Source organism: Chryseobacterium sp. TB1-D10 (assembly GCF_059803555.1).
Genome location: NZ_JAPFHB010000017.1, coordinates 20,811 through 45,181 on the forward strand (window position 1 = coordinate 20,811; position 24,371 = coordinate 45,181).

Genomic DNA, 24,371 nt, shown 5'->3' on the forward strand with positions numbered 1-24,371 from the left:
AAGTTCTATTCCAAAAATTATTCTTTGTTCAGGAATGCATCCCAGCCCTGTGCTGTCAAAGGAATCAGTTGATTCGATCCTCTTGCGATAAGGAAATTACCTTCGTTATTTTCTGTAGCGTGGCCAATGATGGTAAAATCCGGATGATTTTTAATTTTATTGAAATCATTAGGAGAAATCGTGAAAAGCAATTCGTAGTCTTCACCACCATTTAAAGCGGCCATTGCAGGATTCAGATTCAGTTCATCTGCTGTATGAATGGTTGTTTCATCCATCGGAATTTTCTCCTCGTAAAGGTTAAAACCAACTTTTGACTGATCCGATAAATGAAGAATCTCCGAAGCCAAACCGTCCGAAACATCAATCATCGAGGTTGGAAGGATGTCCAATTCTGCTAATTTTATTTTAACATCTGTTCTCGCTTCCGGTTTCAGTTGTCTTTCAAGAATATAATCATAACCATCCATTTCCGGCTGCATATTCGGATTCGCCAGAAAAACAGAATGTTCTCTTTCTAAGATCTGCAATCCCAAATAAGCACCGCCAAGATCACCAGTCACAACCAAAAGGTCATTCGGTTTTGCAGTACTTCTTTTGACAATATATTCTTCTTTTTCGATTCCGATGGCTGTGATGCTTATCACCAGACCAGCGTTGGAACTTGTTGTATCTCCGCCAACTAAGTCTACTTTGTACCTGTTGCAAGCCAAAGCAATTCCATCATAGATCTCTTCCAAAGCTTCCACTGGAAAACGGCTGGAAACGGCAACGGAAACCAAAATCTGGGTTGGTGTTGCATTCATCGCAGCAATATCGCTTAGATTGACAACAACCGCTTTGTAACCCAAGTGCTTCAACGGAACATAGCCAAGATTAAAATGAATTCCTTCCGCCAGCATATCTGTAGAAACGACAATTTTCTGACCTTCAGAATCAATGATCGCCGCATCATCGCCAATAGAAAGTTTTGTCGAGTTCTGAACGATTGGGAAACTTTCGGTCAAATGTTTTATCAGACCAAATTCTCCAAGTTTGGAAATGGGCGTGAGTTCTTGTGATTTATCTTCGAGCATAATTTTTATTAATGATGAATTATAAATGATGAATTATCTCCATCAAGATTTAATATTATTTACTTAAAATCTGTAAAAACAGAAGTGTCGATATTCTCTGGTCGGAAAGGCAAAGTTTTAAGGAATTCTCTTGTGATGACTTTCACATTTTCAGATTTGAACTCGTCCATTACCAAGATAATATCTTCCGGCGGCGTTGTTATTTTTCTCAACATAATATCAATCCAAACGCCTGTGGCTTCGGCAGTTGCACAATGAGTTCCGTCAGGAAGGTAAAATTTGTGAACAAACTGATAAATAGAACCGTCTTCGGAAATTGCTGCAACTTCCAATCCAACAAAAACAGTCTGGTCTGCGTAGATTTCTCTAAAGAAAGAATATTTCTCGTGCATCATCACCGGACCTACGCCCCAACGGTTGAGCTGCGTCAAACCGATTTTGTTTTTATTAAGGAAGGCCATTCGGGTTTGTGAGCAATAGTCGACATAAGTGGAATTTCCAAGATGACGATTCGCATCAATATCGCTCCATCTTACTTCAAATTTATGGTAATAAACAGACATGTTTTCGATTTTTAATATTCTTCAAAATTAACCATTTGAGATGGATCTTAAAAATGTAATTTTGTGTAGTGAATATAAAGCGACGTACTTGCGATATGTTTGTAGAAAAATTTGAAACACCAACTAGAGCTCCATCGGAGCGACATTTTGGTTTATAAGGTTAAATTAATGTCAAAAAAGAAAAAAATAATTATCATTGGAGGAGGAGCAACTGGTTTTTTCACAGCGGCAAATCTTGATGAGAATAAATATTATGTTACAATTCTAGAGCAAAACTCCGATGTTTTACAAAAAGTAAAAATCTCCGGAGGCGGACGTTGCAACGTGACTCATGCGTGTTTTGACCCAAGAGAATTGGTCAATTTCTACCCGAGAGGAAACCGCGAATTGTTGAGCGTTTTCACAAAGTTTCAGCCTGGTGATACGATGGATTGGTTTGAAACCAGAGGAGTTCCTCTGAAAATTGAAAAAGATAATCGAACCTTTCCCGAATCAGATTCTTCGCAAAGCATTATGAATGCGATGATAAATGAAGTTAATAATAAAAACTTCGAGGTCAAAACTCAAGTTTCAGTTACTGAGATTATTAAAGAAGATGAAACTTATTTAATTAAAACAAAACAAGGTGATTTCACAGCGGACACTGTGATTTATGCAACCGGAAGTTCTCCGAAATCCGTAAAATTAATTCAAAATCTTGGACATAAAATAGTGGAAGCTGTGCCTTCACTTTTCACTTTTAATATCAAGGATGATTTGTTGAAAGATCTTCCGGGAACCAGTTTTGAAAATGCCGAAGTCCGTATTCCAAGTTTGAAAACCGAAGAATCCGGACCGCTTCTCATCACGCATTGGGGACTTTCCGGACCGGCAGTTCTGAAAATTTCTGCTTGGGAAGCCAGAAATCTGGCGAAATTGAAATATAATTTTGAAATTGAGGTAAATTTTATTTCAAAACCAATTTCAGAAACTGAAGAGGAGTTGAAAGCCTTTAAAAACAGCAATCCGAAAAAATCTATCGGACAGTCCAAAATATTTAATATAACAAATCGTTTTTGGAATAAGATCCTTGAAATTAATAATATTAATCCCGATAAACAAATTGCAAATATTACCAAAAAAGAAGTAGATTTGATTTTGGAAAACCTTTGTGCTAAAAAATTGAAAGTCACAGGAAAATCAACATTCAAAGAAGAATTCGTAACGGCTGGTGGAGTGGATTTAAAAGAGATTAACTTTAAAAATATGGCTTCAAAGATTCTTCCGAATTTTTATATCGCCGGTGAAGTTCTTGATATAGACGCTATTACGGGTGGTTTTAACTTCCAGGCTTGCTGGAGTGAAGGGTGGTTGATTTCACAATATCTTAATACAATATAAATAAAATCTTTTGTTAACTTTGAAACCATAATTAATTATTATTACAATAAAATGAAATTTGCAAAAAATATTACTAAAGCCATTGTTCTTTCTTTGTTTTTTTTCCTTGCGTCTTGTCACACAAGAGTAGTCTCGCCAAACAAGCCGATGAATGACAACTCGATAGATCTTTATAAAAAATACACGATCCAGACCAAAGATGCAAAATCTCAAAAAATAGAAGTTTTGAAATTAGATGCGACCAAAATCTACGGGAAAAATAAAGCCGGGGAAATGGTAGAAATCGAGAAAAGCGATGTGAGAGAGATCAAGAAACCGGATATTATTCTTTCTGTTTTAATTGGTCTTGCAGCTGTTGCAGCTGTTGTTTTTATCCCGATTTAAGCCGAAGTTATGCTTGGTTTCAGCAAATCCAAGAATGTTGTTTTAAAAGGAATTGTTGCAATTAATTTTATATATTTCTTTGGGTTGATGCTGAAAATCACATCAGACTACATTCCTGTAAGTTCCAATGTCAGTTTTCTGATGATAAAACAAACGGAAGTCGCTTCCCGACCGGAATATCTTTCTATCTTTTACTTGCACGTTTACAGCAGTATTTTCGCTTTGATGGCGGGATTTATTGCTGTTTTTTTTGATAAAAATCTAAAATATCTGCATCGGTTTTCTGGAAGGATTTATGTTTTTACTACCTTGCTATTTTCTGCATTGTCAGGAGTTTATATTGGTATTTTTGCCAATGGCGGATTACTTTCAAAAGTGGCATTCGTTCTGCTTGGGATTCTTTGGTTCTACACAACTTACAGGTCTTATAAAGAAATCCGGAAGCGCAATATTCTGCAGCATAAATTCTGGATGTGGCGTAGTTACGCACTTGCGCTTTCTGCAATTACATTGCGGATGTGGAAGGTAATTTTAGTATATTTATTCCATCCCAATCCGATGGATGTTTATCAAATCATTGCGTGGCTTGGATGGGTTCCCAACTTATTATTAGTGGAATATATAATCAAAAAACAAAAACGATGAAAAACTTAAATCTAATTTTCGCAAGTCTGATTTTTACTTTTGTTGTCATTTCTTGTAAAAAAGAAGAGAAGTCAAGTGAACAAATCAAAACAGATTCTTTAACTTCCAAAAAAGAAGTAGAGCAGGAATTCCATAAAGAATGGTACGGCATCTATACCGGAGATTTCAACTCAAAACCTACACCAACCGAATATGGAAACGAGATTTTAGAGTATAAAAAAATCTCTGTCAAAATCAATAGAATTACCAAAGACAGTGTTTACGGCTATTCCGTCGTGAATGGAAATCAAAGGTCTTTCCGAGGTATTCTTAATGAAAATACAGTAGGATTTGTTCTGGATGAGCCGGGAAGTGATAAGTCGGACGGAAGATTTCAGTTGAAATTGAAAGAAGACAGTTTGATTGGAGATTGGATTGCGTTCAATAAATCATCGGTCAAATCGCCTGAAAAAACTTTGAAACTTACCAGAAAAGAATTTGCTTACAATCCAAATTTTATGCTTTCCAAAGACAATTCTGGAGAAAGTAATTACGAAAATCCTGTAGACTGGAACGGCGGAAAGGTAAAGAAAAATTCTTTCGTAAACGACGAAGGGAAAACTGAAACTTACGAAAACACATTCTACAGAAGTGCTTCAGATAATGTCTTCAAAATCAATGCTTCTAAACAGAAATTAACCGAAAAAGATCTGAAAAACCTTAGAAAACTGGATCTTCAGATTATCAGAAACACGGTTTTTGCACGTCACGGATATTCCTTCAAAAAAGAAACTTACCGCCAGTTTTTTGAAAATGCAGATTGGTACGTTCCGGTTTCGAATAATGTAGACTCGGAACTTTCGCCTTTGGAAAAAGAAAATGTTGCGCTACTTGCTCGCTTAGAAAAGTATGCAGAAGATCATTACGATACTTTTGGGCGATAAAGTCCAGACTCGATTAAAAATAAAATCACGCATCCGGCAAAGTAGCAAAGAATGTCAATCCAGCTGAAGGAATTCCCCAAGATAATCATCATCAATCGATTGTCTTTGAATCCCAATAATTCTCCAAAGTGAAAATACTGGAGAAGCTCTATCAAACAAGAAAATATAAAGATTCCGATAATTAATTTTACAGGTTCAAAATCGAAAAATGATTTGATGAAATAATACATCAGCATCACCACGAAAACGTCGCCCAGATAGGCTCTCACAAAAAACCAATCTTTTAATTTGGTCGCAATCAAAACTTCGATAAGGAAGATTACAATCGCAATCAAAAAGTATTTAAAACTAAATTTCATAAAAAGAATTTGGAGTTTGGATATTTGACTTTTCGATATTCCAAATAAGAGACAATACTGTAATAACCTACGAAGAGAAATACTTTTCCAGCTGTTGACATCAAAAGACCGTCGCCAACCCTCTCGTGATGCAAAATTCCCATTTTGTCTAAAATTGACTCTGTGACAGTCACAACAAAACTGACTGGAAAAACCAATAAAAACCGTTTGGCCTTGGATGTTATCAAATTATTTTTCTCCTTAGGATCTAAATTGAAAAGCAGAATCCTATTAGCTAAAAACAATGCAATAAAAGTATTGAAATACACAGAGTTAAAACCGTATTCGAAAAAGAAAACAGCAAAAGCAATTGCCAAAATACTCATTAGAATGATTCGCCGGATCTTGTCTGGAAAATAAATCAAAATAATAATAGGAATTGCCAGAAAAATATCAAAAAACCAGAGATAGATGTAATTTTTCTCTACCTCAGAATCTTGAGAATTTGGGAACATAGCGATCAAAAGATACTGCATGGCAAGCAGTCCAAACGCAATAGCAGTCTCATATTTTGAGAAAAAATTATGCGTTTCTAATATTTTAAAATGCCCCAGATTTGTAAGTTTAATTGTAAAAAACCAAATTTAAAAATACTTTTTGAAACTTCCACCAAATTCTGTAAATCAATATCTTTGAAAAAAAATAACTATGAAAAAATTATTATTTTTCTTTCTATTTCTTGTTAGCGTAACCACATTTTCACAATCTAAAGAAGAATTTACAGCTGAAAAAGTTGATGTGACGGCAGAGTTTCCCGAAGGCATTCAGGTATTTAGAAGTGAATTTGCAAGAATATTAATGTTAATAAAATTAAAGGCAAAGGCATTTTTCGCACAGAATTAGTTTTTATTGTGGAAAGAGATGGAAGTATTTCTGGGATTAAAGCAAAAGGAGAAAACGAGAGTTTTAATCAAGAAGCAATAAAAGCGCTAAAAAAAATAAAAACAAAATGGCAACCGGCAAAAGTAAATGGTGTTGATGTAAGAAGTTATTATAAGTTTCCTTCGACTGCAAATATTTAATTGCCAATAATTTCGGTTTAATTTTTGAAATTACTTATTTAAATTTACCAAAATGAAAAAACTATTATTAATCAGCTCATTAGCATTATTCGCAACCAGCTGTATTCCAGACAAAGACAAGCGTGAACAACGCAAAGATGATCACAGCGCAGAGCATATGAGAAATGAAGGCGTTGACTCGACATCACTATCTGCTGATAGTAAAAATGTAGATACTGTTGCGGTTAAAAAAGATTCAGTTAAATAAATCTATTTCCCAATCATTTTCTTTATCGAATTCAGCTTCATCAAAGCTTCAATTGGCGTCAAAGTATTGATGTCAATTTTTGTGAGTTCTTCCCGGATATTTTCCAAAACAGGATCATCCAACTGGAAGAATGAAAGTTGAAGGTTTTCTTCTGTCACGCGTTTTATTTTCTCTCCCGAATCTTGTGTTGATCTGCTGGATTCCAGGGTTTTAAGAATTTCATTTGCGCGATTCACGACTTTAGATGGCATTCCTGCCAACTTCGCCACGTGGATACCAAAACTATGTTCGCTTCCTCCTGAAATTAATTTTCTCAAGAAAATAATCGTTCCTTTCGCTTCCTGAATAGAGACGTGGAAATTTTTGATTCTTTCAAAATTGATGGACATTTCGTTCAGCTCATGATAATGCGTAGCGAAAAGCGTTTTCGGTTGCGTTGGATGCTGATGAAGATATTCTGCAATCGCCCAAGCGATGGAAACACCGTCATAAGTAGAAGTTCCACGTCCGATTTCATCAAGTAAAATCAAACTTCTGTCCGAAATATTATTAAGGATATTCGCTGCCTCATTCATTTCCACCATAAAAGTAGATTCGCCGGCAGAAAGATTATCCGAAGCACCAACTCTGGTAAAAATCTTATCCAAAGTTCCAATCTCAGCGTGTTTCGCTGGAACAAAACTTCCGATTTGAGCCAACAAAGAAATGATTGCAGTTTGTCTCAAAATCGCTGATTTACCAGCCATATTCGGTCCGGTTACCATAATAATCTGTTGAGAATCTCTGTCCAGAAAAACATCATTCGGAATGTAAGATTCACCAAGAGGCAAAGATTTTTCGATGATTGGATGTCGTCCTTCCTGAATGTTGATTGAGAAAGAATCATTAAGAATCGGTTTGGTGTAATTATCTTCAACCGACAATTCTGACAATCCAACAGCGCAATCGAGCTCGCCAATCAATTTTGAATTTTCCTGCAACTGGTCGATGTAGATCATCACATTGTCACAGACATTCCTGTAAAGTTTAAACTCCAGCGCACTAATTTTATCAGTAGCGCCAAGGATTTGAGTTTCGTATTCTTTCAGTTCTTCGGTAATGTAACGTTCGGCATTTACAAGCGTTTGTTTACGGATCCACTCAGCGGGAACTTTGTCTTTATGCGTATTTCGAACTTCAATGTAATAGCCAAAAACACCATTGAAATCAATTTTCAAACTTGTAATTCCGGTTCTTTCGATTTCTCGTTGGCACATTTCGTCCAGAAAACCGCGACCTTTATTTTGAATATTTCTAAGATGATCGAGTTCTTCAGAAATTCCTTCTCGGATCACATTTCCCTTGCTGATGTTAACCGGAAGTTCGTCATTCAAATGATCTTTAATAAAATCAATCAAATCATCAAGGTTGATAATCGGATCCAGCCAGGCTAAAACATCAGGAAATTTCAACAGTTTTGTTCTGATTTCCTGAATGTTGACAACTGATTGGCGGAGATAACCTAATTCTTTAGGTGAAATCTTTTCCGCCGCCAATTTTCCAATTAATCTATCCAAATCAGAAATGCCTTTAAGCAAATCTTTAACATCATATTTCAACGAATCTTCCTTATTCAAAAACTCGATAAGGCTAAGCCTTCTGTTGATATCACCAATATTTTTTAAAGGTAAAATGATCCGTCTTCTCAATAATCTTCCTCCCATTGGCGTACAGGTTTTATCAATAATATCAAGAAGAGATTTTCCTTGCTGACTCGCCGAATAAACGATTTCCAGATTCCTTAGAGTAAAACCATCCATCATCAGATAATCATCTTGGGGAATCAGATTGATTCTTGTAATGTGCTGTAAAAGTGCGTGATGTGTATCTTCCACCAAATAAGCAAAGATGGCTCCAGCTGCAGTAACTCCCAATTTATGTTCCTCGATCCCGAAACCTTTAAGAGATTGTGTTTTGAAATGCGAAGTCAGTTTCTCGTAAGCGTAAGGAAATCGGAAAGCCCAATCCTCAAGTTTGAAAGCACTTTTGTTTTTTAATTGCGTCGGTAATTCTGTTGTTCTTTGATAAATAATTTCACTCGGGTCAAAAGTGTGAACGATGTGAAGCAATTTTTCCAGATTGCCTTCACTCACGAGAAATTCTCCAGTGGAAACATCCACCAAAGCCAGTCCGTATTTTTCTTTTTCTTTATGAAGGGAAAGTAGGAAATTATTTTTCTTGGAACTCAAAACCTGATCATTGAACGTAACACCTGGCGTCACCAATTCTGTCACACCACGTTTTACAATTCCCTTTACCGTTTTTGGATCTTCCAACTGGTCACATATCGCAACACGCAATCCGGCTCGCACGAGTTTTGGCAAGTAAGAATCTACGGAATGATGTGGAAATCCAGCCAGTTCTATATGACCTTCGCCATTAGCTCTTTTGGTCAAAACAATACCAAGAATCTGAGAAGTTCTGATGGCATCCTGCCCAAAAGTCTCGTAGAAATCTCCCACGCGGAACAACAAAAGTGCATCAGGATATCTTGCCTTGATGGTGTTATACTGCGTCATTAACGGGGTTTCTTTCTTAGCCAAAGTATTGATTTTAGAAGCGCTAAAATACGAATTAATTCAGAGAATATTAGACCATCAATTTTGTCATATCTGGAATATTAGATCAATAAGCTTACTCTTAATTAAAAGAAAATTAGAAATAATCCGTTTAATTCTTAAATTTGGCTAATGAAAAATATTTATCTCCTTATTATATCGTTTTCTATGATCAGCTGTTATACTTACAAAGCTAAAACAGAAAATGACCCCAAAAAGCCGGAAACTTCCCAACCGCAAGTACAATCCGACGAATTTTCAAGAAAGGCTATGGCTGTTTCTCAGGCAAAGGGCGCAGTGGCGAAGTCTAAAACTGCCGGAAAACCGAAGGCTGATGACAATAAAAACCAGAATCAACCAATGAATATTCAGGATAAGTTGGAGGCTAACAAGTATTTCAAAATTGAAGTTGGAGGCAAACCTTACAAAATTCAGGTTGATAAATGGGAAAGTGACACATTGGTTGCTCACGTAGTTCATAAACCGAAAAAGATTCTGAAATTCCATAAAAACCAAATCAATCAGTCAACTATTGCAGAACGTCGATTTTCGCAGCCAGTTGCAGATGTCATTACAGTTGCAGCTTATGCGGCTGTGGGAGTAGGGATTTGGGCATTGGTTAAATAATAAAAAAATCAAGCGTCTGTTTAATTTCAAATCGATATCATAAATAATATCAGTTAAAATTTATTTATAGTTAGTCCAAATAACCTCATATTTGTAGTTGTAAAATTTCAAATAATTTAAAATTTAGATTATCTGAACATTAAACCATTGACAGACAATGAAAATTGAGCAAATATATACCGGTTGTCTTGCGCAGGGTGCGTACTACATCGTTTCCGAAAATGAAGCGGCGATCATAGATCCGCTGAGAGAAATCAAACCTTACCTCGAGCGTTTGGAGAAAGATCAGGTAAAACTCAAATATATTTTTGAGACGCATTTCCATGCAGATTTTGTTTCGGGGCATCTTGATCTTTCCAAAAAGACGGATGCGCCAATTGTTTACGGACCAACGGCAAAACCCGAATTTGAAGCGATCATAGCGGAAGACCATCAGATTTTCGAAATTGGAAAAGTTAAAATAAAAGTCCTTCACACGCCGGGTCATACTTTGGAAAGTTCAACTTATCTTTTGATTGACGAAAATGGCATTGAAACAGCTATTTTCTCTGGTGACACTTTATTTCTGGGTGATGTTGGGAGACCGGATTTGGCTCAGAAGTCAGGAGAAATTACCGAAAGAGATCTCGCTGGAATGTTGTACGAAAGTCTACACAGCAAGATTCTGCCATTGGATGATTCTATCACAGTTTATCCGGCTCACGGTGCGGGCTCTGCTTGTGGAAAAAACATGCAGAAAGAAACAGTGGATACCTTGGGAAATCAAAAAAGAACCAATTATGCCCTGAGACAGCCAACCAAAGAAAGTTTCATTGATGAAGTACTGGATGGTTTAACGGCGCCACCAAAATATTTTGGGATGAATGTAGCTTTGAACAAAGGTGGCTATGAAAGTTTTGAAAAAGTTCTTAAGAAAGGTAAAAATCCAATTGCAGTTGAAGATTTTGAAATAGCGGTAGAAGAAACCGGCGCTTTGATTTTGGATACCAGAAGTGCCGCGGATTTCCATAAAGGTTTTGTCCCGAATTCAGTAAACATCGGCATCAAAGGTGATTTTGCACCTTGGGTTGGAGCGATGATTGTGGATGTTCAGCAACCGATTATTCTCGTTTCAGATCTTGGTTCTGAGGAGGAAGTTATCACAAGACTTAGCCGAGTTGGCTTTGATAATGTAGTAGGTTTTTTGGAGGGCGGTTTTGAAAGCTGGAAAAATTCCGGAAAAGAAATAGACGACATCAAAAGAATTTCTGCCGAAGAATTTGTTTCAGAATATATTGAAGGACAGAAAGTTATAGATGTAAGAAAAGAAACAGAATACGAAGCGGAACATATAGACAAGGCTTACAGCAAACCTTTGGCTTATATCAATGATTGGGTGAATTCTATTGATAATTCAGAGCATTTTTACATCCATTGTGCTGGTGGCTACAGAAGTATGATTGCGGCAAGTATTTTGCAGTCAAGAGGTTACAGGAATTTCACAGAGGTTGAAGGTGGTTTTAATGCCATAAAAAAGTTTGATAAAGTTCCTACAAGTAATTTTGTTTGTCAGACGAAAACTTTATAATATTTAAAAGACTTTCCTTCGTCTAGCTCAGGATAAACTTCGCCTCAGCCTGACAAACGCTGAATTTTTTCACTCAGTATGTCAAAGGATCTAAAACCTAACTTCTAACATCTAAAATAATGTCACAAAAATTTCAAGAACTCATACAATCGGAACGTCCTGTTCTCATTGATTTTTTCGCAACCTGGTGTCAGCCATGCAAAGTACAGTCTTCAGTTTTGAATTCTGTAAAAGAACAAGTTGGCGAAAAAGCACGAATCGTGAAAATTGACATCGATCAATTTCCATCAATCGCTAGTCAATATAATGTGCGAGGTGTTCCTACTTTGGCAGTTTTCAAAAATGGAGAAATGCTTTGGAAGGAAAGCGGTGTTCACGATGTGAATTCTTTGGTGGGTGTGTTGGAGCAGTATTCTAATTAAAATTTAATTTCAAACTCTTCTCTCTCTGCCAAAAACGGAAACTTACTTCTGAATTCCTTTAATTCCTCAAGATTCCATTTGGAAAGAACGATATTATTTTCTCGTTCGGAAATTTCTTTTCCGTCTGGGAAGTATGCCAGAGAGCTTTCTTCATAATCGTTTTTATAACCATCAATTCCCATCCTGTTCAATCCAAAAAGAAAAGCCTGATTTTCGATTGATCTTGCCTTTAACAAAGATTTCCAGGCTTCAACTCTGGAACTTGGCCAGTTTGCGATGTATAAAATCGCATCATAGTCATCCTGATTCCTGGAAAAAACCGGAAATCGCAAGTCAAAGCAAACCTGCAAAAGAATTCTAAATCCTTTGTATTCTATAATTTTCCGTTCAGTTCCTGCTGTGTAAACTTTGTCTTCACCAGAGTAGGAAAACAGGTGTCTTTTATCATAATATTCAAAACTTCCGTCTGGAAAAACGAAGTAAAATCTGTTGTAGAATTTTCCATCTTCTTCCACAGAAACGCTTCCTGCGACGGCAGAATTTTTTGATGTGGCAAAGGATTTCATCCAAATTAAAGATTCATTATTTCGGTCTGCCACTTCTTCTGCTTCCATACAAAATCCTGTGGAAAACATTTCCGGAAGCAAGTAAACATCAGCCACAACTGATGAAAAATTATTCTCAACTTTTCTGAAATTCTCTTCTTTATTCTTCCAAATAATGTCCAGATTCAGACCTGCAATTTTAAGTGTTGACATATCTTAAATATTTGTATTGCAATTTATTAATTTAAAATTCGTTTCTATCAGTATTCTCTGATTTTAAATTTCAATCTATTTTCATAAGAAAGTCTTAATAAAATAAATCGCAAAACATCTCTTTTAAGTTAAACTATCCTAAAGAACTGTTAAAAACGCACACAATAACATATTGAAAATGATATAATTGTAATTTTGCACCACTAAAAAACAAAAAAATATTATTAATTTATGAAGAGATTCCAATTATTATTAGGATTGTTTTATTTGATCACAACTTCTTTCTATCCATCGGGTTCTGAGAATCATTCTCAATCCCAAATCACGGTGAAAGAAATAAAACTAAGTCCTAAAAAGAATTTCTTACCAGTAAATGAAGCACAAGAAGTGTACAAAAATCTACAGTTTGAAGGAGAAAAATTGAATTTTGAAGTTTTTGAAAAAGCATTTTTAGGATTCCAAAATTTGAAAAAATCCGGTAAACTGGAACCAACGGCGCATTTGCTTTCGGTTTGTGATTTTAGTCTTTCTTCCAACAGAAAACGCCTTTGGGTGATAGATACTGGAGAGAAAAAATTACTGTTTAATTCCCTGGTTGCACACGGAAAAGGAACGGGTGAAGAGTTTGCTATGAATTTTTCGAATACCGAAGATTCGCACCAGTCAAGTCTTGGATTTTACATTACAGAACAGACTTATGAAGGCGATAACGGCTATTCTCTGCGATTATTCGGAATGGACAAAGGTTATAATGATGCGGCACTGGAAAGATGCATCGTGATGCACGGCGCAAATTATGTGAGTGAAGATTTCATAAAAGCTGAGAAAAGATTAGGCAGAAGTTGGGGTTGCCCGGCGGTTCCCAGAGAATTGGCGCAGCCTATCATCAATACGATAAAAAATAAGACGTGCTTATTCATTTATTATCCGGATCAAAATTATCTTTCAAGTTCTGAATGGTTGAAAAACAATGAACAAAAAGACCAAATCTTAAACGTTTCAGAGCAGAAAATGGCGACAAATTAAGTAAAAAGTAATATGAAAGAAAAATCCCTTCAGAACTTCTGAAGGGATTTTTTTATGTTTAAGGATTCTTGACCAACAATCGGAAACCTTCTCCGTGAACGTTGATGATTTCTAATCCGTCATCTTCTTTCAGGAGTTTTCTCAGTTTTGCGATGTAAACATCCATACTTCTTGCAGTGAAGTAATTTTCTTTTTTCCAGATTTTTCTAAGCGCAAGATCTCTCGGCATAAAGTCATTCCTGTGGATGCAAAGCAATTTCAGAAGTTCATTTTCCTTAGGCGATAATTTATAGTCATTTTCATTCACTCGTAGCTGTCTCAGCATAGAATCGAAGAAAATATTGCTGATCTTGAACTGCTCCTGGTCTTCGTTTTCCAAAACGGCGCTTCTCTGTAGAATTGCTTTTATTTTATACAGAAGTAACTCTGTATCAAATGGTTTTGTGATATAATCATCTGCTCCAATCTGATAACCTTTCAGGATATCTTCACGCAGGTTTCTTGCAGTGAGGAAGATGATAGGTGTATTTTTATCAATTTTCTTAACGTCTTCTGCCAGAGAAAATCCGTCTTTTTTCGGCATCATCACGTCAAAGATGCAGATGTCAAATTCTTTTTCTGTAAACTCTTTCAGTCCCATTTCTCCGTCGGTTGCTAGTGTCACCTCGAAGTTGTTTATCGTAAGATAATCTTTAAGAACTGCGCCAAAACTCTGGTCGTCTTCTACTAATAATATTCTATTGCTCATATCTTTTAATTTATGATTTGATAAAGAACTAATGTTCTTGTAATGTTAATATTTATTTTAATTTTTAATTTAATGATTTACAAATTCCTCTCCATTTTTTACCATCCTACATCCTTCTTCATAAATAATTTTTTGATTAAATATTTTTCTACTACACCATCGGAAGTTTTATTGTAAACGTACTTCCTTTCCCTTTATAAGAATCTACGGAAATTTGTCCTTTGTGGATTTCGACAATCTTTTTCACATAAGACAATCCAAGTCCCTGTCCTTTTACATTATGAATATTTCCTGTTTCTTCCCGGAAGAATTTTTCAAAGATCTTCGTTTTGTTTGTGCCGTCCATTCCCATTCCTTTGTCAGAAATTTCGATCACGTAGAAATTGGCTTCATTTCTTGTGCTTACCCTTATTTCCGGTGTTTCGGGAGAATATTTGTTGGCATTATCAAGAAGATTAATCAGTGCATTCGAGATATGAAATTCATCAACCAAAAAATTATATTTGGTAGCATTGAAATCTGTGATGAGAGTTCCATTTCGCTGATCTACAATCAGTCGGAAAGATTCTGTAACACTTTTTATTAATTCCCGCACATTGGTTTCCCTCAAGTGCAAAGGCATCTCGTTACGTTCCAGTTTGGACATATTCAGCACCGTTTCCACCTGCTTTTTCATTCTCAGATTTTCCTGTTTTATAAGACCGGAATAGTATTTGACTTTATCGGGATTCGTTGCGATCTTATCATTTGCCAGAGAATCTGCAGCCACAGAAATGGTTGCCAAAGGTGTCTTGAACTCGTGCGACATATTATTGATAAAATCCGTTTTGATCTCAGCAATTTTTTTCTGACGCATCATATAATTAATGGAAATAATATAAATCCCAAGAATCGTCAGGAGTGAAATAAAAGTCCCCAGAAGCATAGGCAGATTGTGCTTCACCAGTGAATAATCTTTTCTAGGGAAAACAATCGCCAACGTGTAAAGCGTTCGATCCTTGCTGTCTGTAAAAAGCGGATAGGTATAATTGGTTTTGTCCTTTTGATCCAGATAAATATTATTGGCAATGGTTGTCAGCTTGTTGGATTTATTAATAACGCCGAACCCGAATTTTGTATCGATTCCTTTCAGTCTGAGTTCTTTGCTGATTACGGAATCAATAACTCTGTTGTCTACTCTTTTTTCAATCGGAAGATTGGTTGCGCTAAGCCTAGCGAACTCTTTCATTTGAAAAGAATTATTATCAATATCTCTACTGATGTTGGTTGTAAGCGGTTCCGGTGAAGTTCTTTTAAGCTTCAGCTGGCCTTCGTCCTTGTAAAGTTTTGTTGTGTAAAGTGTGTCGCCTTTTGCAGAAACCGGAATGTTTTGTTTCTCAACAATACTGGTTTGGAAAAGGATATTAGAACGATTTGCGGAGTCAGAACTTTGCTGGATATAAGTTTTAGTTGGCTGATTGGAAGAGGCTAAAACTTCTTTCCCAACGCCGCCATAAGTTTCATTCCAATATTTGTTAACCTCAATTTGATTGACTTTTTGGGTGGAAGTTTCTAATGCGGAATAAACTTTGTTTGAGAAATCCTGTTCGAGAGATGTGTATAATTCTTTGATCCAATACAACTGTAAAGAGACGAATACAATCAATGAAATCGTCATAAATACAGAAATAATTGGAATGAATTTGTTATTCATATATTAATTAATTTGAAAAGTTAAAATTAATGATTTTAAGATTGTCTTAATAAAAAATAACGGTTGAAATTATTAAATATTTCTTAAAATTCACAGATTTAACGTTTTATTGTGAATATCAAATATTCTGCCACAACAGAAATTGGGATTTGAAATATAAGTATTAAATTTAAAAAAATATAAAAACGATATGAACTCAGATATTATTTTCAACGCAGATTTAGACTCAACGAGTATTTACGTAATGAAAGTTTTTTCCGCAGATGTTACCACGGTTTGGAATTATTTTACCAAACAAGAACTGATCGATCAATGGTGGGGTCCAAAACCATGGAATTGCGAAACCATCAAAATGGAATTTAGAGAAAATGGAATCTGGCATTACGCAATGGTAGGTCCAAATGGGGAAAAAGCCTACTGTGTTGTAAATTTTGGCGAGATCAATGAACACCGAAGCTTTGACCAGGAAAGTAAATTCTCTGATGAAAAAGGCATTGTTGATGAGGAAATGCCCGCAACCAGCTGGCTTTTCGGATTTACCGGCGTAGAAGAAGGAACCAAGCTGACTGTAAATATCAAAGTTTCTACCAAAGAAAAAATGCAGCAACAGCTGGAAATGGGCTTTGAAGGTGGATTCAAAATGGGACTAAATCAATTGGAAGATTTGTTATCTGGAAATTAAATTTCTCGCAGATTTAGCTAATTTTGCAGATAATAAGTTCAAAAAAATCTGTTTTATCTGCAAAATCTGCGAGAAAAAAACCTTAACCCAATTCAATTTCCTCATCCTGAAAATACTGAATGATCGCTTTTTTCATGAGAAGCGATTGTTCATTCGGTTTCAGTTCCGGAAGATCATCTAATTTATCATAATGAGGCCAGCCATCTTCGTAATGCGTGAATTTGTAGTAACCAAAAGGTTCCAGTAATCTGCAAACTGCAATGTGCAAAAGATTGACTTTATCATCTTTCGTAAATTTCTGCTGTCCGCTTCCCAATTCCTGAACACCAATGATGAACAATAATGTATCGATTGGTGGATTTTTCTCGGTTTGGAAATTCACTTCAAAAAAGCGTTCTACTTTTTTCCAGAGTTCTGCTTCGCTCATAATTAATTTTTTAAACCTTCAACTTTAAACAAAAATGCATATTCCAAAGCGATTTCTTTCAGGCTTTCAAATCGGCCGCTTGCACCGCCGTGACCGGAACTCATATCAGTTTTGAAAATCAGAATATTATTATCCGTTTTTAATTCTCTCAGTTTTGCTGTCCATTTTGCCGGTTCCCAATATTGGACCTGAGAATCGTGGAAGCCTGTGGTAATTAAGATATTTGGATAATTTTTCGCTTCGATATTATCATAGGGCGAATAGGATTTCATATAATCATAATATTCTTTCTCATTCGGATTTCCCCATTCGTCGTATTCTCCGGTTGTCAAAGGAATAGTATCGTCCAACATTGTTGAAACCACGTCTACAAAAGGAACCTGCGCCACAATCCCGTTGAAAAGTTCCGGATTATAATTCATTACCGCGCCGACCAAAAGTCCGCCGGCACTTCCGCCCATTGCATAAAGGTGATTTGGAGAAGTGTAATTTTCTGATATTAAGTGTTTTGCAGCATCGATGAAATCAAAAAATGTATTCTTTTTCTGAAGCATTTTTCCGTCTTCATACCATTCTCTGCCAAGATATTCTCCGCCTCGGATGTGTGCAATGGCAAAGATATAACCTCGGTCTAGCAGCGATAATCTGGTGCTTGAAAAGCTTGCATCTACCGTGTGACCGTAGCTTCCGTAGCCGTAGAGTAGAAGTGGCGTGTTTTCAGATTTTGCTGTGTCTTTATGATAAACCAAAGAAATCGGGACTTGTTTTCCGTCTCTTGCAGTTGCCCAGATTCTTTCTGAGATATAATTTTCTTTGAAGAATTTTCCGCCCAAAACTTCCTGTTCTTTCAGGAGTTTGGTGGTTTTTTCTTTCATATCATATTCGAAAGTTGAAGCTGGTTTGGTCAAAGAAGTGTAGCCGAAACGTAATTTTTCGGTATCAAATTCCATATTTGTCCCGATGTACGCGGTGTAAGTCGGATCGGAAAATGGCAGATAATGAGAATCTCCGGTTTGGCTTTCAATGATTTTAATTTGAAGGAGTCCACGTTCTCTTTCTTCCAAAACGAAATAATCATTAAAGATTTCGAAACCTTCAATCAAAACATTTTCTCTGTGCGGGATAAAATCTTCCCAGTTTTCAATTCCGGGATTTTCAACTTTAGTCTTCACAATTTTAAAATTCGTAGCATCATCAGCATTTGTTACAATGTAAAATTCATCCTGATAATGTTCCACAGAATATTCCAAATCCTCAGTTCTTGGCTGGATGATTTTCCAATCTGCAAAAACATCATTGGAAGGAATGAATCTGTGCTCATCTTCATTCGTACTGGATGAGGAGATGAAAATATAATCTAACGTTTTGGTTTTGTAGACATTAACGTCAAACGTTTCATCTTCCTCGTGGAAAATCAAAACGTCTTTTTCAGTTTCGGTTCCCAACTCGTGGCGGTGGATTTGAAATGCTCTCAGGCTTTCATCTTTTCTTATATAAAAGACATAATTGTCATCGCCGGACCAAACCGCCTTTCCGGTCGTGTTATCAATTTCGTCTTTGTAAATTTCGCCGGTTTTCAGATTTTTAAAGAAAATTTTATAAATCCTTCTCCCGACAACATCAGTTGAAAATGACAAAATATCATTATTAACGCTAATAGAAATACTTCCAATATCAAAATATTCGTGACCTTCTGCTAAGACATTGGCATCCAGAAGAATCTCTTCTTCGTTTTCCAAAGTTTGAAACTTTCTCGAGAAAATCGGATATTCTTTCCCATCCTCATACCGGACGATATACCAATATTGATTGAAAAAATAAGGCAGAGACTCGTCGTCTTTTTTGTAACGGGATTTCATTTCTTCATAAAGGTCGTTCTGAAGATCTTCCGTTTCTTTCATCACAAAATCTGTATAAGCATTTTCTTCTTCCAGATATTTGATGACTTCGGGGTTTTCTCTTTCATTCATCCAGAAATAAGGGTCATTCCTCTGGTCATTATGAATTTCGAGAAGTTTATCTATTTTTTTTGCTTTTGGAGCATTCATTCTTTGGAAAGTATTTGTCTGAAATGATTTTCAGATTTAACAAATTTAAACAAAAAACCATCTTCTCGGAAAGAAGACGGTTTTGATTTATGAAGTCAATAATTACTTATTGATGCTTTTGATGTATTTTTCTACCGCCATTGTCATAGACGGCGTTTCTTTGGTTGGAGCCATCACATTGACAGTCAATCCGGCTTCTTCTGCTGCGGCTTGCGTTGTAGTTCCGAAAACAGCAATTTTGGTTTCTTTCTGTTCAAAATCAGGGAAATTGATTTTCAAAGACTTGATTCCTTGCGGGCTAAAGAAAACCAGCATTTCGTAATCATTGATGTTAATATCAGTCAGGTCGCTCGCAACTGTTTTGTACATGATTGCTCGCGTCCACTCGATATTTGCAGAGTCCAACACTTTTGGAACTTCCGGTGTCAAAATATCAGATGAAGGCAAAAGATACTTTTCGGACGGATGTTTTTTGAATAAAGTTGCCAAGTCGGAAAAATTCTTCTCGCCAAAGCTTATTTTCCTTTTTCTGTAAACAATATGCTTCTGCAAATAGTTGGCAATGGCCTCGGACTGGCAGATGTAGCGCATCGAATCCGGCACTGCGAATCTCATTTCCTCTGCAAGACGAAAATAATGATCAATCGCATTTTTACTCGTGAAAATAATCCCTGTATATTGAGTCAGGTCTATTTTCTGCGTTCTCAGATCTTTCGCATCCACACCTTGAACGTGAATAAAAGGACGGAAATCAATCTTGATTTTCTCTTTTTTTGCAATCTCCAGATAAGGCGAAGATTCGTTTGGCGCTGGTTGTGAAACTAAAATAGATTTGATTTTCATCTTGAAATGTCTATGTTACATTTAATAAAACAAGAACTTCCATAGTACCAAAACAGGTACTATTTGAAGCGTGCAAATATACAAAAATTTATAATACCATTTTTCTGGCAAAATTGCTTGATTATGAAAAATATAGATTAGGTTTTTCAGCACAAACAATGAAATTAATATAATTATGATGACATAAAAATATTGTACCAAATCCACCGGATAGTAGAAAAGTGCAAATCCGGCGATCATAAAGCCAATGGATTCCAGAAAATAAAACTTGCTGGAGATCAGGGCCAGACCCTTCAGGTTTTTCCCATTGCCAATACTGTTGTAGAAAAGAAATGTGATAAAATTCTTGATCACATCAAAAGCCAAAACAGCTAAAACTGAAAATCCAAATTTATTAAGTTGAAGTCCAAAAATCTTAATATCAGAAATGAATTTTGGAATAATGGGTACGAATTGGGACAAGAGTAGAGAGATCATAACAGCCCTTACGATGGAAATAATCATCCATGAAGGTGTAAGATTGTTGGAATCATCAATTTTCTGTAAAAGAAAATCCTTGATGTTAGCATCCCGATTGAAAACAGAAAGCACAATAATGTAAGCGAAGACACTTCCGAGAATACAATATATTACCCAATCATTATGTTCCGTAATTCTAACCAACCTACAATTTTTTGCAAAAATAGGAATTAGATTACTGGAATATGTTAATTAGTTTATAAATATTCAACTTATTTAAAAAATAAAATATTGAAGTTCCGAAATAATTTCCAGCATATTATTTTAGGCGCTTCAGAAAATCAACAGCTTCAGAAAATTGTCTCTCCTGTAAGAATTTTATGAGTAATAATCCCAAAACCTACGATTGCATTTTTTACACAAATATTGTGGCTTTTTAGTTTTTTGCAGTTCCATTTTTAATAATACTGTTTAAATAACAAAGTTTTAATACACCTAATATCATTCTCATCTTTTGCGATACGTTTTTTCTGTAAAAACGAGAGTAGAATTGCCTACTCTCGTTTTTTGAATTTATAATTATTGTCTTAATTGAATAGCTTAATATTAAAATCGTCACTACTATCACTAACTTTGCTTCCAATCTACTGTGTTGAATTCCTTTATCTATAATGGCTATTCTTTTATCCTCATCCTTGGAGAAAGCATCTTCCTCTCCGGCGGTTGCGACATCCATTGTGGCATCGTCCTTCGTTTCCAATGCCTTGCGTATTGGCTCCGTATTAGGCGTAGAATATTGGAACCCGTCCAGATATTCGGTATTGAATAATCTTTGTTCCGTCACTATTGACAAGGGTAAATTTCTTTTTCAGCTTTGCGCCATCGGCATTGTAATAATTTATATCATTAATTTCAAATTATTATCTGACTGTCAATACGAACGAGCGAGACGCTCGCACCAGCTGGGGGGGGGTTGAAGTATCCATTTAATCTAGGATCTCCAATTTTGCATTTATACAAAGAACCATAAGAACGGTTATATGTGTTTTTATTATATTTATCTAAATAAAATTTTGTAATAGCTCCGTCTTTTCCTGAGTCTTTTGAAAGATATGCACCTGTCAATTCAACTCCAAGATAATCAGATAGCTTAACCGCAAATTCCTCTGCTTGTGCCAAAGTTGGCTGTCCTTTTTCTCCAACATCTACAATCTGATCAGAAGTTTTTAAATTTTGTCCGTCTTTCAATATTCCCTTAGCAATATTATCTACCTCTACTTTAACATTTCCTTTTTTATCTCTAACAACTTCTCCATCTTTCGATTTAACAATTCTGTCAGGATCATTATTAGTTTCGCCAACTTGTCTTACTTCTCCTGTTTTTTTGTTAAGTGTAAAATCTGTGAGAACTCCACGACCGTCAGGATCAATATTGCTTATAGGATTGTTAAGTGTGTAATTAAAAGGCGACCATTCTAAATACTTCTCCGCCAATGGATCCACCACCCCCCATCTACCAATATCGGGCATATACATCCTCGCACCATAATCATACATTCCGGTTTCTTGAAGCTCTTTTCCGTTGTACTTGTAATTATAAGGAATCGCCATCGGATCATACACAGAAACCTGACCAAAAGGCTTCAAAAAACTCATCCCGAAAGGATAATAATCGTTCCTGTCCATTATTTGCAAATCGTTTCCGTTTTTCACATAGCTCACCCTCACATTTCCAAGATGATCCTTATACTGGTAAATATAACGAAAATTCTCATAATCGTAAAAACCTTCAGAAGTCGGGAAGAAAGAAAGGATCATATTGTCTACCACAGGAGGGTTTCCGGTATCTATAATGGCTATTCTTTTATCCTCATCTTTGGAGAAAGCTTCTTCCTCTCCGGCGGTTGCGACATCCATTGTGGCATCGTCCTTCGTATCCAATGCCTTGCGTATTGGCTCCGTATTAGGCGTAGAGTATTGGAAACCGTCCAGATGTTCTGTATTGATAATCTTTGTTCCAGCTGAGTTGGTCAGGACAAATTTCTTCTTCACCTTTACTCCGTCTGCCCTGTAAAAATAATTAGTCACATTGACATTCTGGTTTATTTGCGCCATATTTCCGTATGCGACTCTTGGTTACCGTCCCAACGACATCAACATCCGCATCCTATGGAAGCTCTGCGAGTATGCAGACCCAAAGGTCAAAAACTTTACCTACCTTATCCAAAAACTGCCCTTTGATTTCTTTGAGTTCATTAATCCGCACAAGAACCTGTACTGGAACTTCAGCCAACTTGGAGAGAAGCATTTCCCAATACTCGATGAACTGGCGCAAGGTTTCCTTGACCTCGTAGACAAGCAGTTTGAAAAATAATAATAAAGCCACTCAATTGAGTGGCTTTATTATTTATCTCTGAGTTTTCCCTGTCCCATCAGTAGCATAACCTTCTAAGATATTTATGCTTAAAAAAGAAGCATCATTATTTATATCGGAAAATTTTTCAGCATTTTCTTTATAAATGATAGGTTTATACTTTTCTTTATTTGATATGTAATCCTCAAACAAATACTTTTTATTTATAGGATTAGAAGATTTATAATCGTAGTTGGATTCTTTACTCAATAAAATAAGATGTGGTAATTTATCACTATAATATACTGTAAGATAACCAAGGTTTGAGGTCTCTATATAACCATCTTTTGGTTTTGTAATCCCATAATATTTACCCGGAATCAGATAACAAGTTCCTCCATATCTTTTCCACATCGTAATATATTGTCCATTGGTTGCTTTGAAAAAAGAACGACTTTGATCATACCAAACAAATAAAGCTCCTAAAACTGCAATCAATATAACGAAGACTTTCAGTATTCTTTTCATAATTAAATTATTTGGGTCCACGTAATGGATTTGAGGATTGGGACTTGTAAACTGCGGCACGCCTACTATCATAATTTTTGTGTCCGAGAGTATGACCTATTTTTTGAGCCATTTGAGTGGTTTGTCCTTCAGTAGCAAAAGTACCTTGTTGCTTGCTTTGGAGAGCATCAAATCCTAATCTTGCGGTTCCCCAGGTTAAACCATTATTTCCAGCAATATAACCTGCTCCAAAATTTCCAATATCTCGTGCTGAAGCGATAACAGAAACGTTATCAGTCTTATCTCCAGTATCTACTGAAAACAAAACACCACGATAGCTATATTGTTGCACGGTCATTCCTTCAGGTCTTTGATCGGTTCCTCCAGCTTCTCCATTGGGACCATTGGTTTTAAAATCATATTGTTCATTACCTTTACCGTTCGCCATATATTTAATAATATTAGGCTCATTAGCACCCATCAAATCATTAAGGAAATCATTGCCACTTAAATCACCTGGACTAATTACAGCACCTACAACAGCTTGGTTATCGTCTCCCATAAAAGAGCGAGGGGTTAAAGAGTTAGCAAGATGGTCTGAAGTTTCTACATCATAATTGCCTTTCGCATCTGCTACATAAATCCCATTATTCCCATCATCTTTAGCACTTACGACAGTATATGTACCATTTTCATTTAATTTTACACCTGTGCTTTCAACTCCACGACCATCGGGATCGATGAATCGTATTGGATTGTTTACGGCATAATTGTAAGTAGAGTGTCTGCGGTATTGTTCTGCTAATGGGTCAACAACTCCCCATCTACCAATATCGGGCATATAAAATCTTGCGCCATAATCGTACATCCCCGTTTCTTGTAACTCCTTCCCGTTGTACTTATAATTATAAGGAATCGCCATTGGATCATATACAGAAACCTGACCAAAAGGTTTCAAAAAACTCATCCCAAATGGATA

General features: G+C 36.1%; 29 protein-coding genes. 12 read left to right on the plus strand and 17 right to left on the minus strand.

Translation table 11 applies throughout. The annotated features are described in order from the left end of the window. Positions 1–17: 17 nt before the first annotated feature. On the minus strand, positions 18–1,073 hold the full coding sequence (gene thiL, locus OPU68_RS17580; protein ID WP_498475223.1) for a thiamine-phosphate kinase: 1,056 nt from the start codon (positions 1,071–1,073) through the stop codon (positions 18–20). Between the two features lie 59 nt (positions 1,074–1,132). After that, entirely contained in the window at positions 1,133–1,636 is a 504-nt protein-coding gene (locus OPU68_RS17585) for an acyl-CoA thioesterase (RefSeq protein WP_498475225.1), read from the minus strand. Between the two features lie 168 nt (positions 1,637–1,804). Between OPU68_RS17585 and OPU68_RS17590 the strand changes: the two genes are divergently transcribed. Genes OPU68_RS17590 through OPU68_RS17605 form a run of 4 tightly spaced genes read left to right on the plus strand, consistent with a single transcriptional unit; the run spans position 1,805 to position 4,968 of the window. Beyond that, complete coding sequence (locus OPU68_RS17590) at positions 1,805–3,016, plus strand: BaiN/RdsA family NAD(P)/FAD-dependent oxidoreductase (protein WP_498475226.1); 1,212 nt, start codon at positions 1,805–1,807, stop codon at positions 3,014–3,016. 51 nt (positions 3,017–3,067) lie between these two features. After that, a complete protein-coding gene (locus OPU68_RS17595) occupies positions 3,068–3,400 on the plus strand; it encodes a bacteriophage spanin2 family protein (RefSeq protein WP_498475227.1) in 333 nt (110 codons plus the stop codon). A 9-nt stretch (positions 3,401–3,409) separates the two neighbouring features. Further along, positions 3,410–4,045, plus strand: a complete 636-nt coding sequence (locus OPU68_RS17600; RefSeq protein WP_498475228.1) for a DUF2306 domain-containing protein — start codon at positions 3,410–3,412, stop codon at positions 4,043–4,045. Next, complete coding sequence (locus OPU68_RS17605) at positions 4,042–4,968, plus strand: YARHG domain-containing protein (protein ID WP_498475229.1); 927 nt, start codon at positions 4,042–4,044, stop codon at positions 4,966–4,968. Before OPU68_RS17600 ends, OPU68_RS17605 begins: the two co-directional genes overlap by 4 nt. On the opposite strand, the gene OPU68_RS17610 is transcribed toward OPU68_RS17605, so the two are convergent. Continuing rightward, on the minus strand, positions 4,947–5,327 hold the full coding sequence (locus OPU68_RS17610; RefSeq protein ID WP_498475230.1) for a ribosomal maturation YjgA family protein: 381 nt from the start codon (positions 5,325–5,327) through the stop codon (positions 4,947–4,949). The two genes, OPU68_RS17605 and OPU68_RS17610, sit on opposite strands and share 22 nt — an antisense overlap. Further along, a complete protein-coding gene (locus tag OPU68_RS17615) occupies positions 5,324–5,821 on the minus strand; it encodes a hypothetical protein (RefSeq protein ID WP_498475231.1) in 498 nt (165 codons plus the stop codon). Before OPU68_RS17615 ends, OPU68_RS17610 begins: the two co-directional genes overlap by 4 nt. 193 nt (positions 5,822–6,014) lie before the next feature. Here OPU68_RS17615 and OPU68_RS17620 point away from each other — a divergent pair, with 193 nt between their 5' ends. Genes OPU68_RS17620 through OPU68_RS17630 form a run of 3 tightly spaced genes read left to right on the plus strand, consistent with a single transcriptional unit; the run spans position 6,015 to position 6,635 of the window. Beyond that, positions 6,015–6,209 (plus strand): hypothetical protein, encoded by a 195-nt coding sequence (locus OPU68_RS17620; protein WP_498475232.1) that lies wholly within the window; start codon positions 6,015–6,017, stop codon positions 6,207–6,209. Positions 6,210–6,217: 8 nt separating this feature from the next. Beyond that, the gene (locus tag OPU68_RS17625; RefSeq protein ID WP_498475233.1) at positions 6,218–6,388 is read left to right on the plus strand and encodes an energy transducer TonB; all 171 of its coding nucleotides are present in this window, start codon (positions 6,218–6,220) and stop codon (positions 6,386–6,388) included. A 52-nt stretch (positions 6,389–6,440) separates the two neighbouring features. Further along, positions 6,441–6,635, plus strand: a complete 195-nt coding sequence (locus OPU68_RS17630) for a hypothetical protein (RefSeq protein ID WP_498475234.1) — start codon at positions 6,441–6,443, stop codon at positions 6,633–6,635. A 2-nt stretch (positions 6,636–6,637) separates the two neighbouring features. Here the strand turns inward: OPU68_RS17630 and mutS are convergent, their stop codons facing one another. Beyond that, a complete protein-coding gene (gene mutS / locus OPU68_RS17635) occupies positions 6,638–9,193 on the minus strand; it encodes a DNA mismatch repair protein MutS (RefSeq protein WP_498475251.1) in 2,556 nt (851 codons plus the stop codon). Between the two features lie 171 nt (positions 9,194–9,364). On the opposite strand from mutS, the gene OPU68_RS17640 reads away from it, so the two are divergent. From OPU68_RS17640 to OPU68_RS17650, 3 genes are all read left to right on the plus strand, one after another. After that, positions 9,365–9,859 (plus strand): hypothetical protein, encoded by a 495-nt coding sequence (locus tag OPU68_RS17640; RefSeq protein ID WP_498475235.1) that lies wholly within the window; start codon positions 9,365–9,367, stop codon positions 9,857–9,859. Between the two features lie 157 nt (positions 9,860–10,016). Then, positions 10,017–11,426, plus strand: a complete 1,410-nt coding sequence (locus tag OPU68_RS17645; protein WP_498475236.1) for an MBL fold metallo-hydrolase — start codon at positions 10,017–10,019, stop codon at positions 11,424–11,426. A gap of 119 nt (positions 11,427–11,545) precedes the next feature. Then, positions 11,546–11,848 (plus strand): thioredoxin family protein, encoded by a 303-nt coding sequence (locus tag OPU68_RS17650; protein ID WP_498475237.1) that lies wholly within the window; start codon positions 11,546–11,548, stop codon positions 11,846–11,848. Here OPU68_RS17650 and OPU68_RS17655 read toward each other — a convergent pair. Then, a complete protein-coding gene (locus OPU68_RS17655; RefSeq protein ID WP_498475238.1) occupies positions 11,845–12,606 on the minus strand; it encodes a nitrilase-related carbon-nitrogen hydrolase in 762 nt (253 codons plus the stop codon). The genes OPU68_RS17650 and OPU68_RS17655 overlap by 4 nt on opposite strands. 231 nt (positions 12,607–12,837) lie before the next feature. Here OPU68_RS17655 and OPU68_RS17660 point away from each other — a divergent pair, with 231 nt between their 5' ends. Further along, a complete protein-coding gene (locus OPU68_RS17660; protein WP_498475239.1) occupies positions 12,838–13,632 on the plus strand; it encodes a murein L,D-transpeptidase catalytic domain family protein in 795 nt (264 codons plus the stop codon). A 58-nt stretch (positions 13,633–13,690) separates the two neighbouring features. On the opposite strand, the gene OPU68_RS17665 is transcribed toward OPU68_RS17660, so the two are convergent. Next, positions 13,691–14,380, minus strand: coding sequence for a response regulator transcription factor (locus OPU68_RS17665; protein WP_498475240.1), 690 nt, complete (start codon positions 14,378–14,380; stop codon positions 13,691–13,693). Positions 14,381–14,531: 151 nt separating this feature from the next. Continuing rightward, positions 14,532–16,073 carry a sensor histidine kinase gene (locus OPU68_RS17670; protein ID WP_498475241.1) on the minus strand — a complete coding sequence of 514 codons (1,542 nt, stop codon included), beginning with the start codon at positions 16,071–16,073 and terminating at the stop codon, positions 14,532–14,534. 190 nt (positions 16,074–16,263) lie between these two features. On the opposite strand from OPU68_RS17670, the gene OPU68_RS17675 reads away from it, so the two are divergent. Then, positions 16,264–16,755 carry an SRPBCC family protein gene (locus OPU68_RS17675; RefSeq protein ID WP_498475242.1) on the plus strand — a complete coding sequence of 164 codons (492 nt, stop codon included), beginning with the start codon at positions 16,264–16,266 and terminating at the stop codon, positions 16,753–16,755. A gap of 82 nt (positions 16,756–16,837) precedes the next feature. Here the strand turns inward: OPU68_RS17675 and OPU68_RS17680 are convergent, their stop codons facing one another. The 9 genes from OPU68_RS17680 to OPU68_RS17720 all read right to left on the minus strand — a co-directional run. Continuing rightward, complete coding sequence (locus tag OPU68_RS17680; RefSeq protein WP_498475243.1) at positions 16,838–17,182, minus strand: hypothetical protein; 345 nt, start codon at positions 17,180–17,182, stop codon at positions 16,838–16,840. A 2-nt stretch (positions 17,183–17,184) separates the two neighbouring features. Next, entirely contained in the window at positions 17,185–19,230 is a 2,046-nt protein-coding gene (locus tag OPU68_RS17685; protein WP_498475244.1) for a S9 family peptidase, read from the minus strand. Between the two features lie 102 nt (positions 19,231–19,332). After that, entirely contained in the window at positions 19,333–20,073 is a 741-nt protein-coding gene (locus OPU68_RS17690; protein ID WP_498475245.1) for a uroporphyrinogen-III synthase, read from the minus strand. A gap of 21 nt (positions 20,074–20,094) precedes the next feature. After that, a complete protein-coding gene (locus OPU68_RS17695; protein WP_498475246.1) occupies positions 20,095–20,736 on the minus strand; it encodes a DUF4271 domain-containing protein in 642 nt (213 codons plus the stop codon). Positions 20,737–20,968: 232 nt separating this feature from the next. Beyond that, positions 20,969–21,385: a hypothetical protein gene (locus tag OPU68_RS17700; RefSeq protein ID WP_498475247.1), complete on the minus strand. Its 417-nt coding sequence runs from the start codon at positions 21,383–21,385 to the stop codon at positions 20,969–20,971. Positions 21,386–21,444: 59 nt separating this feature from the next. Further along, positions 21,445–22,647, minus strand: coding sequence for an RHS repeat domain-containing protein (locus OPU68_RS17705; RefSeq protein WP_498475248.1), 1,203 nt, complete (start codon positions 22,645–22,647; stop codon positions 21,445–21,447). A gap of 52 nt (positions 22,648–22,699) precedes the next feature. Further along, a complete protein-coding gene (locus OPU68_RS17710; protein ID WP_498475249.1) occupies positions 22,700–22,918 on the minus strand; it encodes a hypothetical protein in 219 nt (72 codons plus the stop codon). A gap of 21 nt (positions 22,919–22,939) precedes the next feature. Continuing rightward, entirely contained in the window at positions 22,940–23,413 is a 474-nt protein-coding gene (locus OPU68_RS17715; protein ID WP_307427496.1) for a hypothetical protein, read from the minus strand. Between the two features lie 7 nt (positions 23,414–23,420). After that, positions 23,421–24,371: RHS repeat-associated core domain-containing protein (locus OPU68_RS17720; RefSeq protein WP_498475250.1), on the minus strand; the 951-nt coding region annotated here is incomplete at its 5' end.

Bases quoted from the DNA above. Each gene is read 5' to 3' on its own strand.
- thiL (WP_498475223.1), bottom strand. From the start codon at position 1,073: ATGCTCGAAGATAAATCACAAGAACTCACGCCCATTTCCAAACTTGGA.
- OPU68_RS17585 (WP_498475225.1), bottom strand. From the start codon at position 1,636: ATGTCTGTTTATTACCATAAATTTGAAGTAAGATGGAGCGATATTGAT.
- OPU68_RS17590 (WP_498475226.1), top strand. From the start codon at position 1,805: ATGTCAAAAAAGAAAAAAATAATTATCATTGGAGGAGGAGCAACTGGT.
- OPU68_RS17595 (WP_498475227.1), top strand. From the start codon at position 3,068: ATGAAATTTGCAAAAAATATTACTAAAGCCATTGTTCTTTCTTTGTTT.
- OPU68_RS17600 (WP_498475228.1), top strand. From the start codon at position 3,410: ATGCTTGGTTTCAGCAAATCCAAGAATGTTGTTTTAAAAGGAATTGTT.
- OPU68_RS17605 (WP_498475229.1), top strand. From the start codon at position 4,042: ATGAAAAACTTAAATCTAATTTTCGCAAGTCTGATTTTTACTTTTGTT.
- OPU68_RS17610 (WP_498475230.1), bottom strand. From the start codon at position 5,327: ATGAAATTTAGTTTTAAATACTTTTTGATTGCGATTGTAATCTTCCTT.
- OPU68_RS17615 (WP_498475231.1), bottom strand. From the start codon at position 5,821: ATGTTCCCAAATTCTCAAGATTCTGAGGTAGAGAAAAATTACATCTAT.
- OPU68_RS17620 (WP_498475232.1), top strand. From the start codon at position 6,015: ATGAAAAAATTATTATTTTTCTTTCTATTTCTTGTTAGCGTAACCACA.
- OPU68_RS17630 (WP_498475234.1), top strand. From the start codon at position 6,441: ATGAAAAAACTATTATTAATCAGCTCATTAGCATTATTCGCAACCAGC.
- mutS (WP_498475251.1), bottom strand. From the start codon at position 9,193: ATGACGCAGTATAACACCATCAAGGCAAGATATCCTGATGCACTTTTG.
- OPU68_RS17640 (WP_498475235.1), top strand. From the start codon at position 9,365: ATGAAAAATATTTATCTCCTTATTATATCGTTTTCTATGATCAGCTGT.
- OPU68_RS17645 (WP_498475236.1), top strand. From the start codon at position 10,017: ATGAAAATTGAGCAAATATATACCGGTTGTCTTGCGCAGGGTGCGTAC.
- OPU68_RS17650 (WP_498475237.1), top strand. From the start codon at position 11,546: ATGTCACAAAAATTTCAAGAACTCATACAATCGGAACGTCCTGTTCTC.
- OPU68_RS17655 (WP_498475238.1), bottom strand. From the start codon at position 12,606: ATGTCAACACTTAAAATTGCAGGTCTGAATCTGGACATTATTTGGAAG.
- OPU68_RS17660 (WP_498475239.1), top strand. From the start codon at position 12,838: ATGAAGAGATTCCAATTATTATTAGGATTGTTTTATTTGATCACAACT.
- OPU68_RS17665 (WP_498475240.1), bottom strand. From the start codon at position 14,380: ATGAGCAATAGAATATTATTAGTAGAAGACGACCAGAGTTTTGGCGCA.
- OPU68_RS17670 (WP_498475241.1), bottom strand. From the start codon at position 16,073: ATGAATAACAAATTCATTCCAATTATTTCTGTATTTATGACGATTTCA.
- OPU68_RS17675 (WP_498475242.1), top strand. From the start codon at position 16,264: ATGAACTCAGATATTATTTTCAACGCAGATTTAGACTCAACGAGTATT.
- OPU68_RS17680 (WP_498475243.1), bottom strand. From the start codon at position 17,182: ATGAGCGAAGCAGAACTCTGGAAAAAAGTAGAACGCTTTTTTGAAGTG.
- OPU68_RS17685 (WP_498475244.1), bottom strand. From the start codon at position 19,230: ATGAATGCTCCAAAAGCAAAAAAAATAGATAAACTTCTCGAAATTCAT.
- OPU68_RS17690 (WP_498475245.1), bottom strand. From the start codon at position 20,073: ATGAAAATCAAATCTATTTTAGTTTCACAACCAGCGCCAAACGAATCT.
- OPU68_RS17705 (WP_498475248.1), bottom strand. From the start codon at position 22,647: ATGGCGCAAATAAACCAGAATGTCAATGTGACTAATTATTTTTACAGG.
- OPU68_RS17715 (WP_307427496.1), bottom strand. From the start codon at position 23,413: ATGAAAAGAATACTGAAAGTCTTCGTTATATTGATTGCAGTTTTAGGA.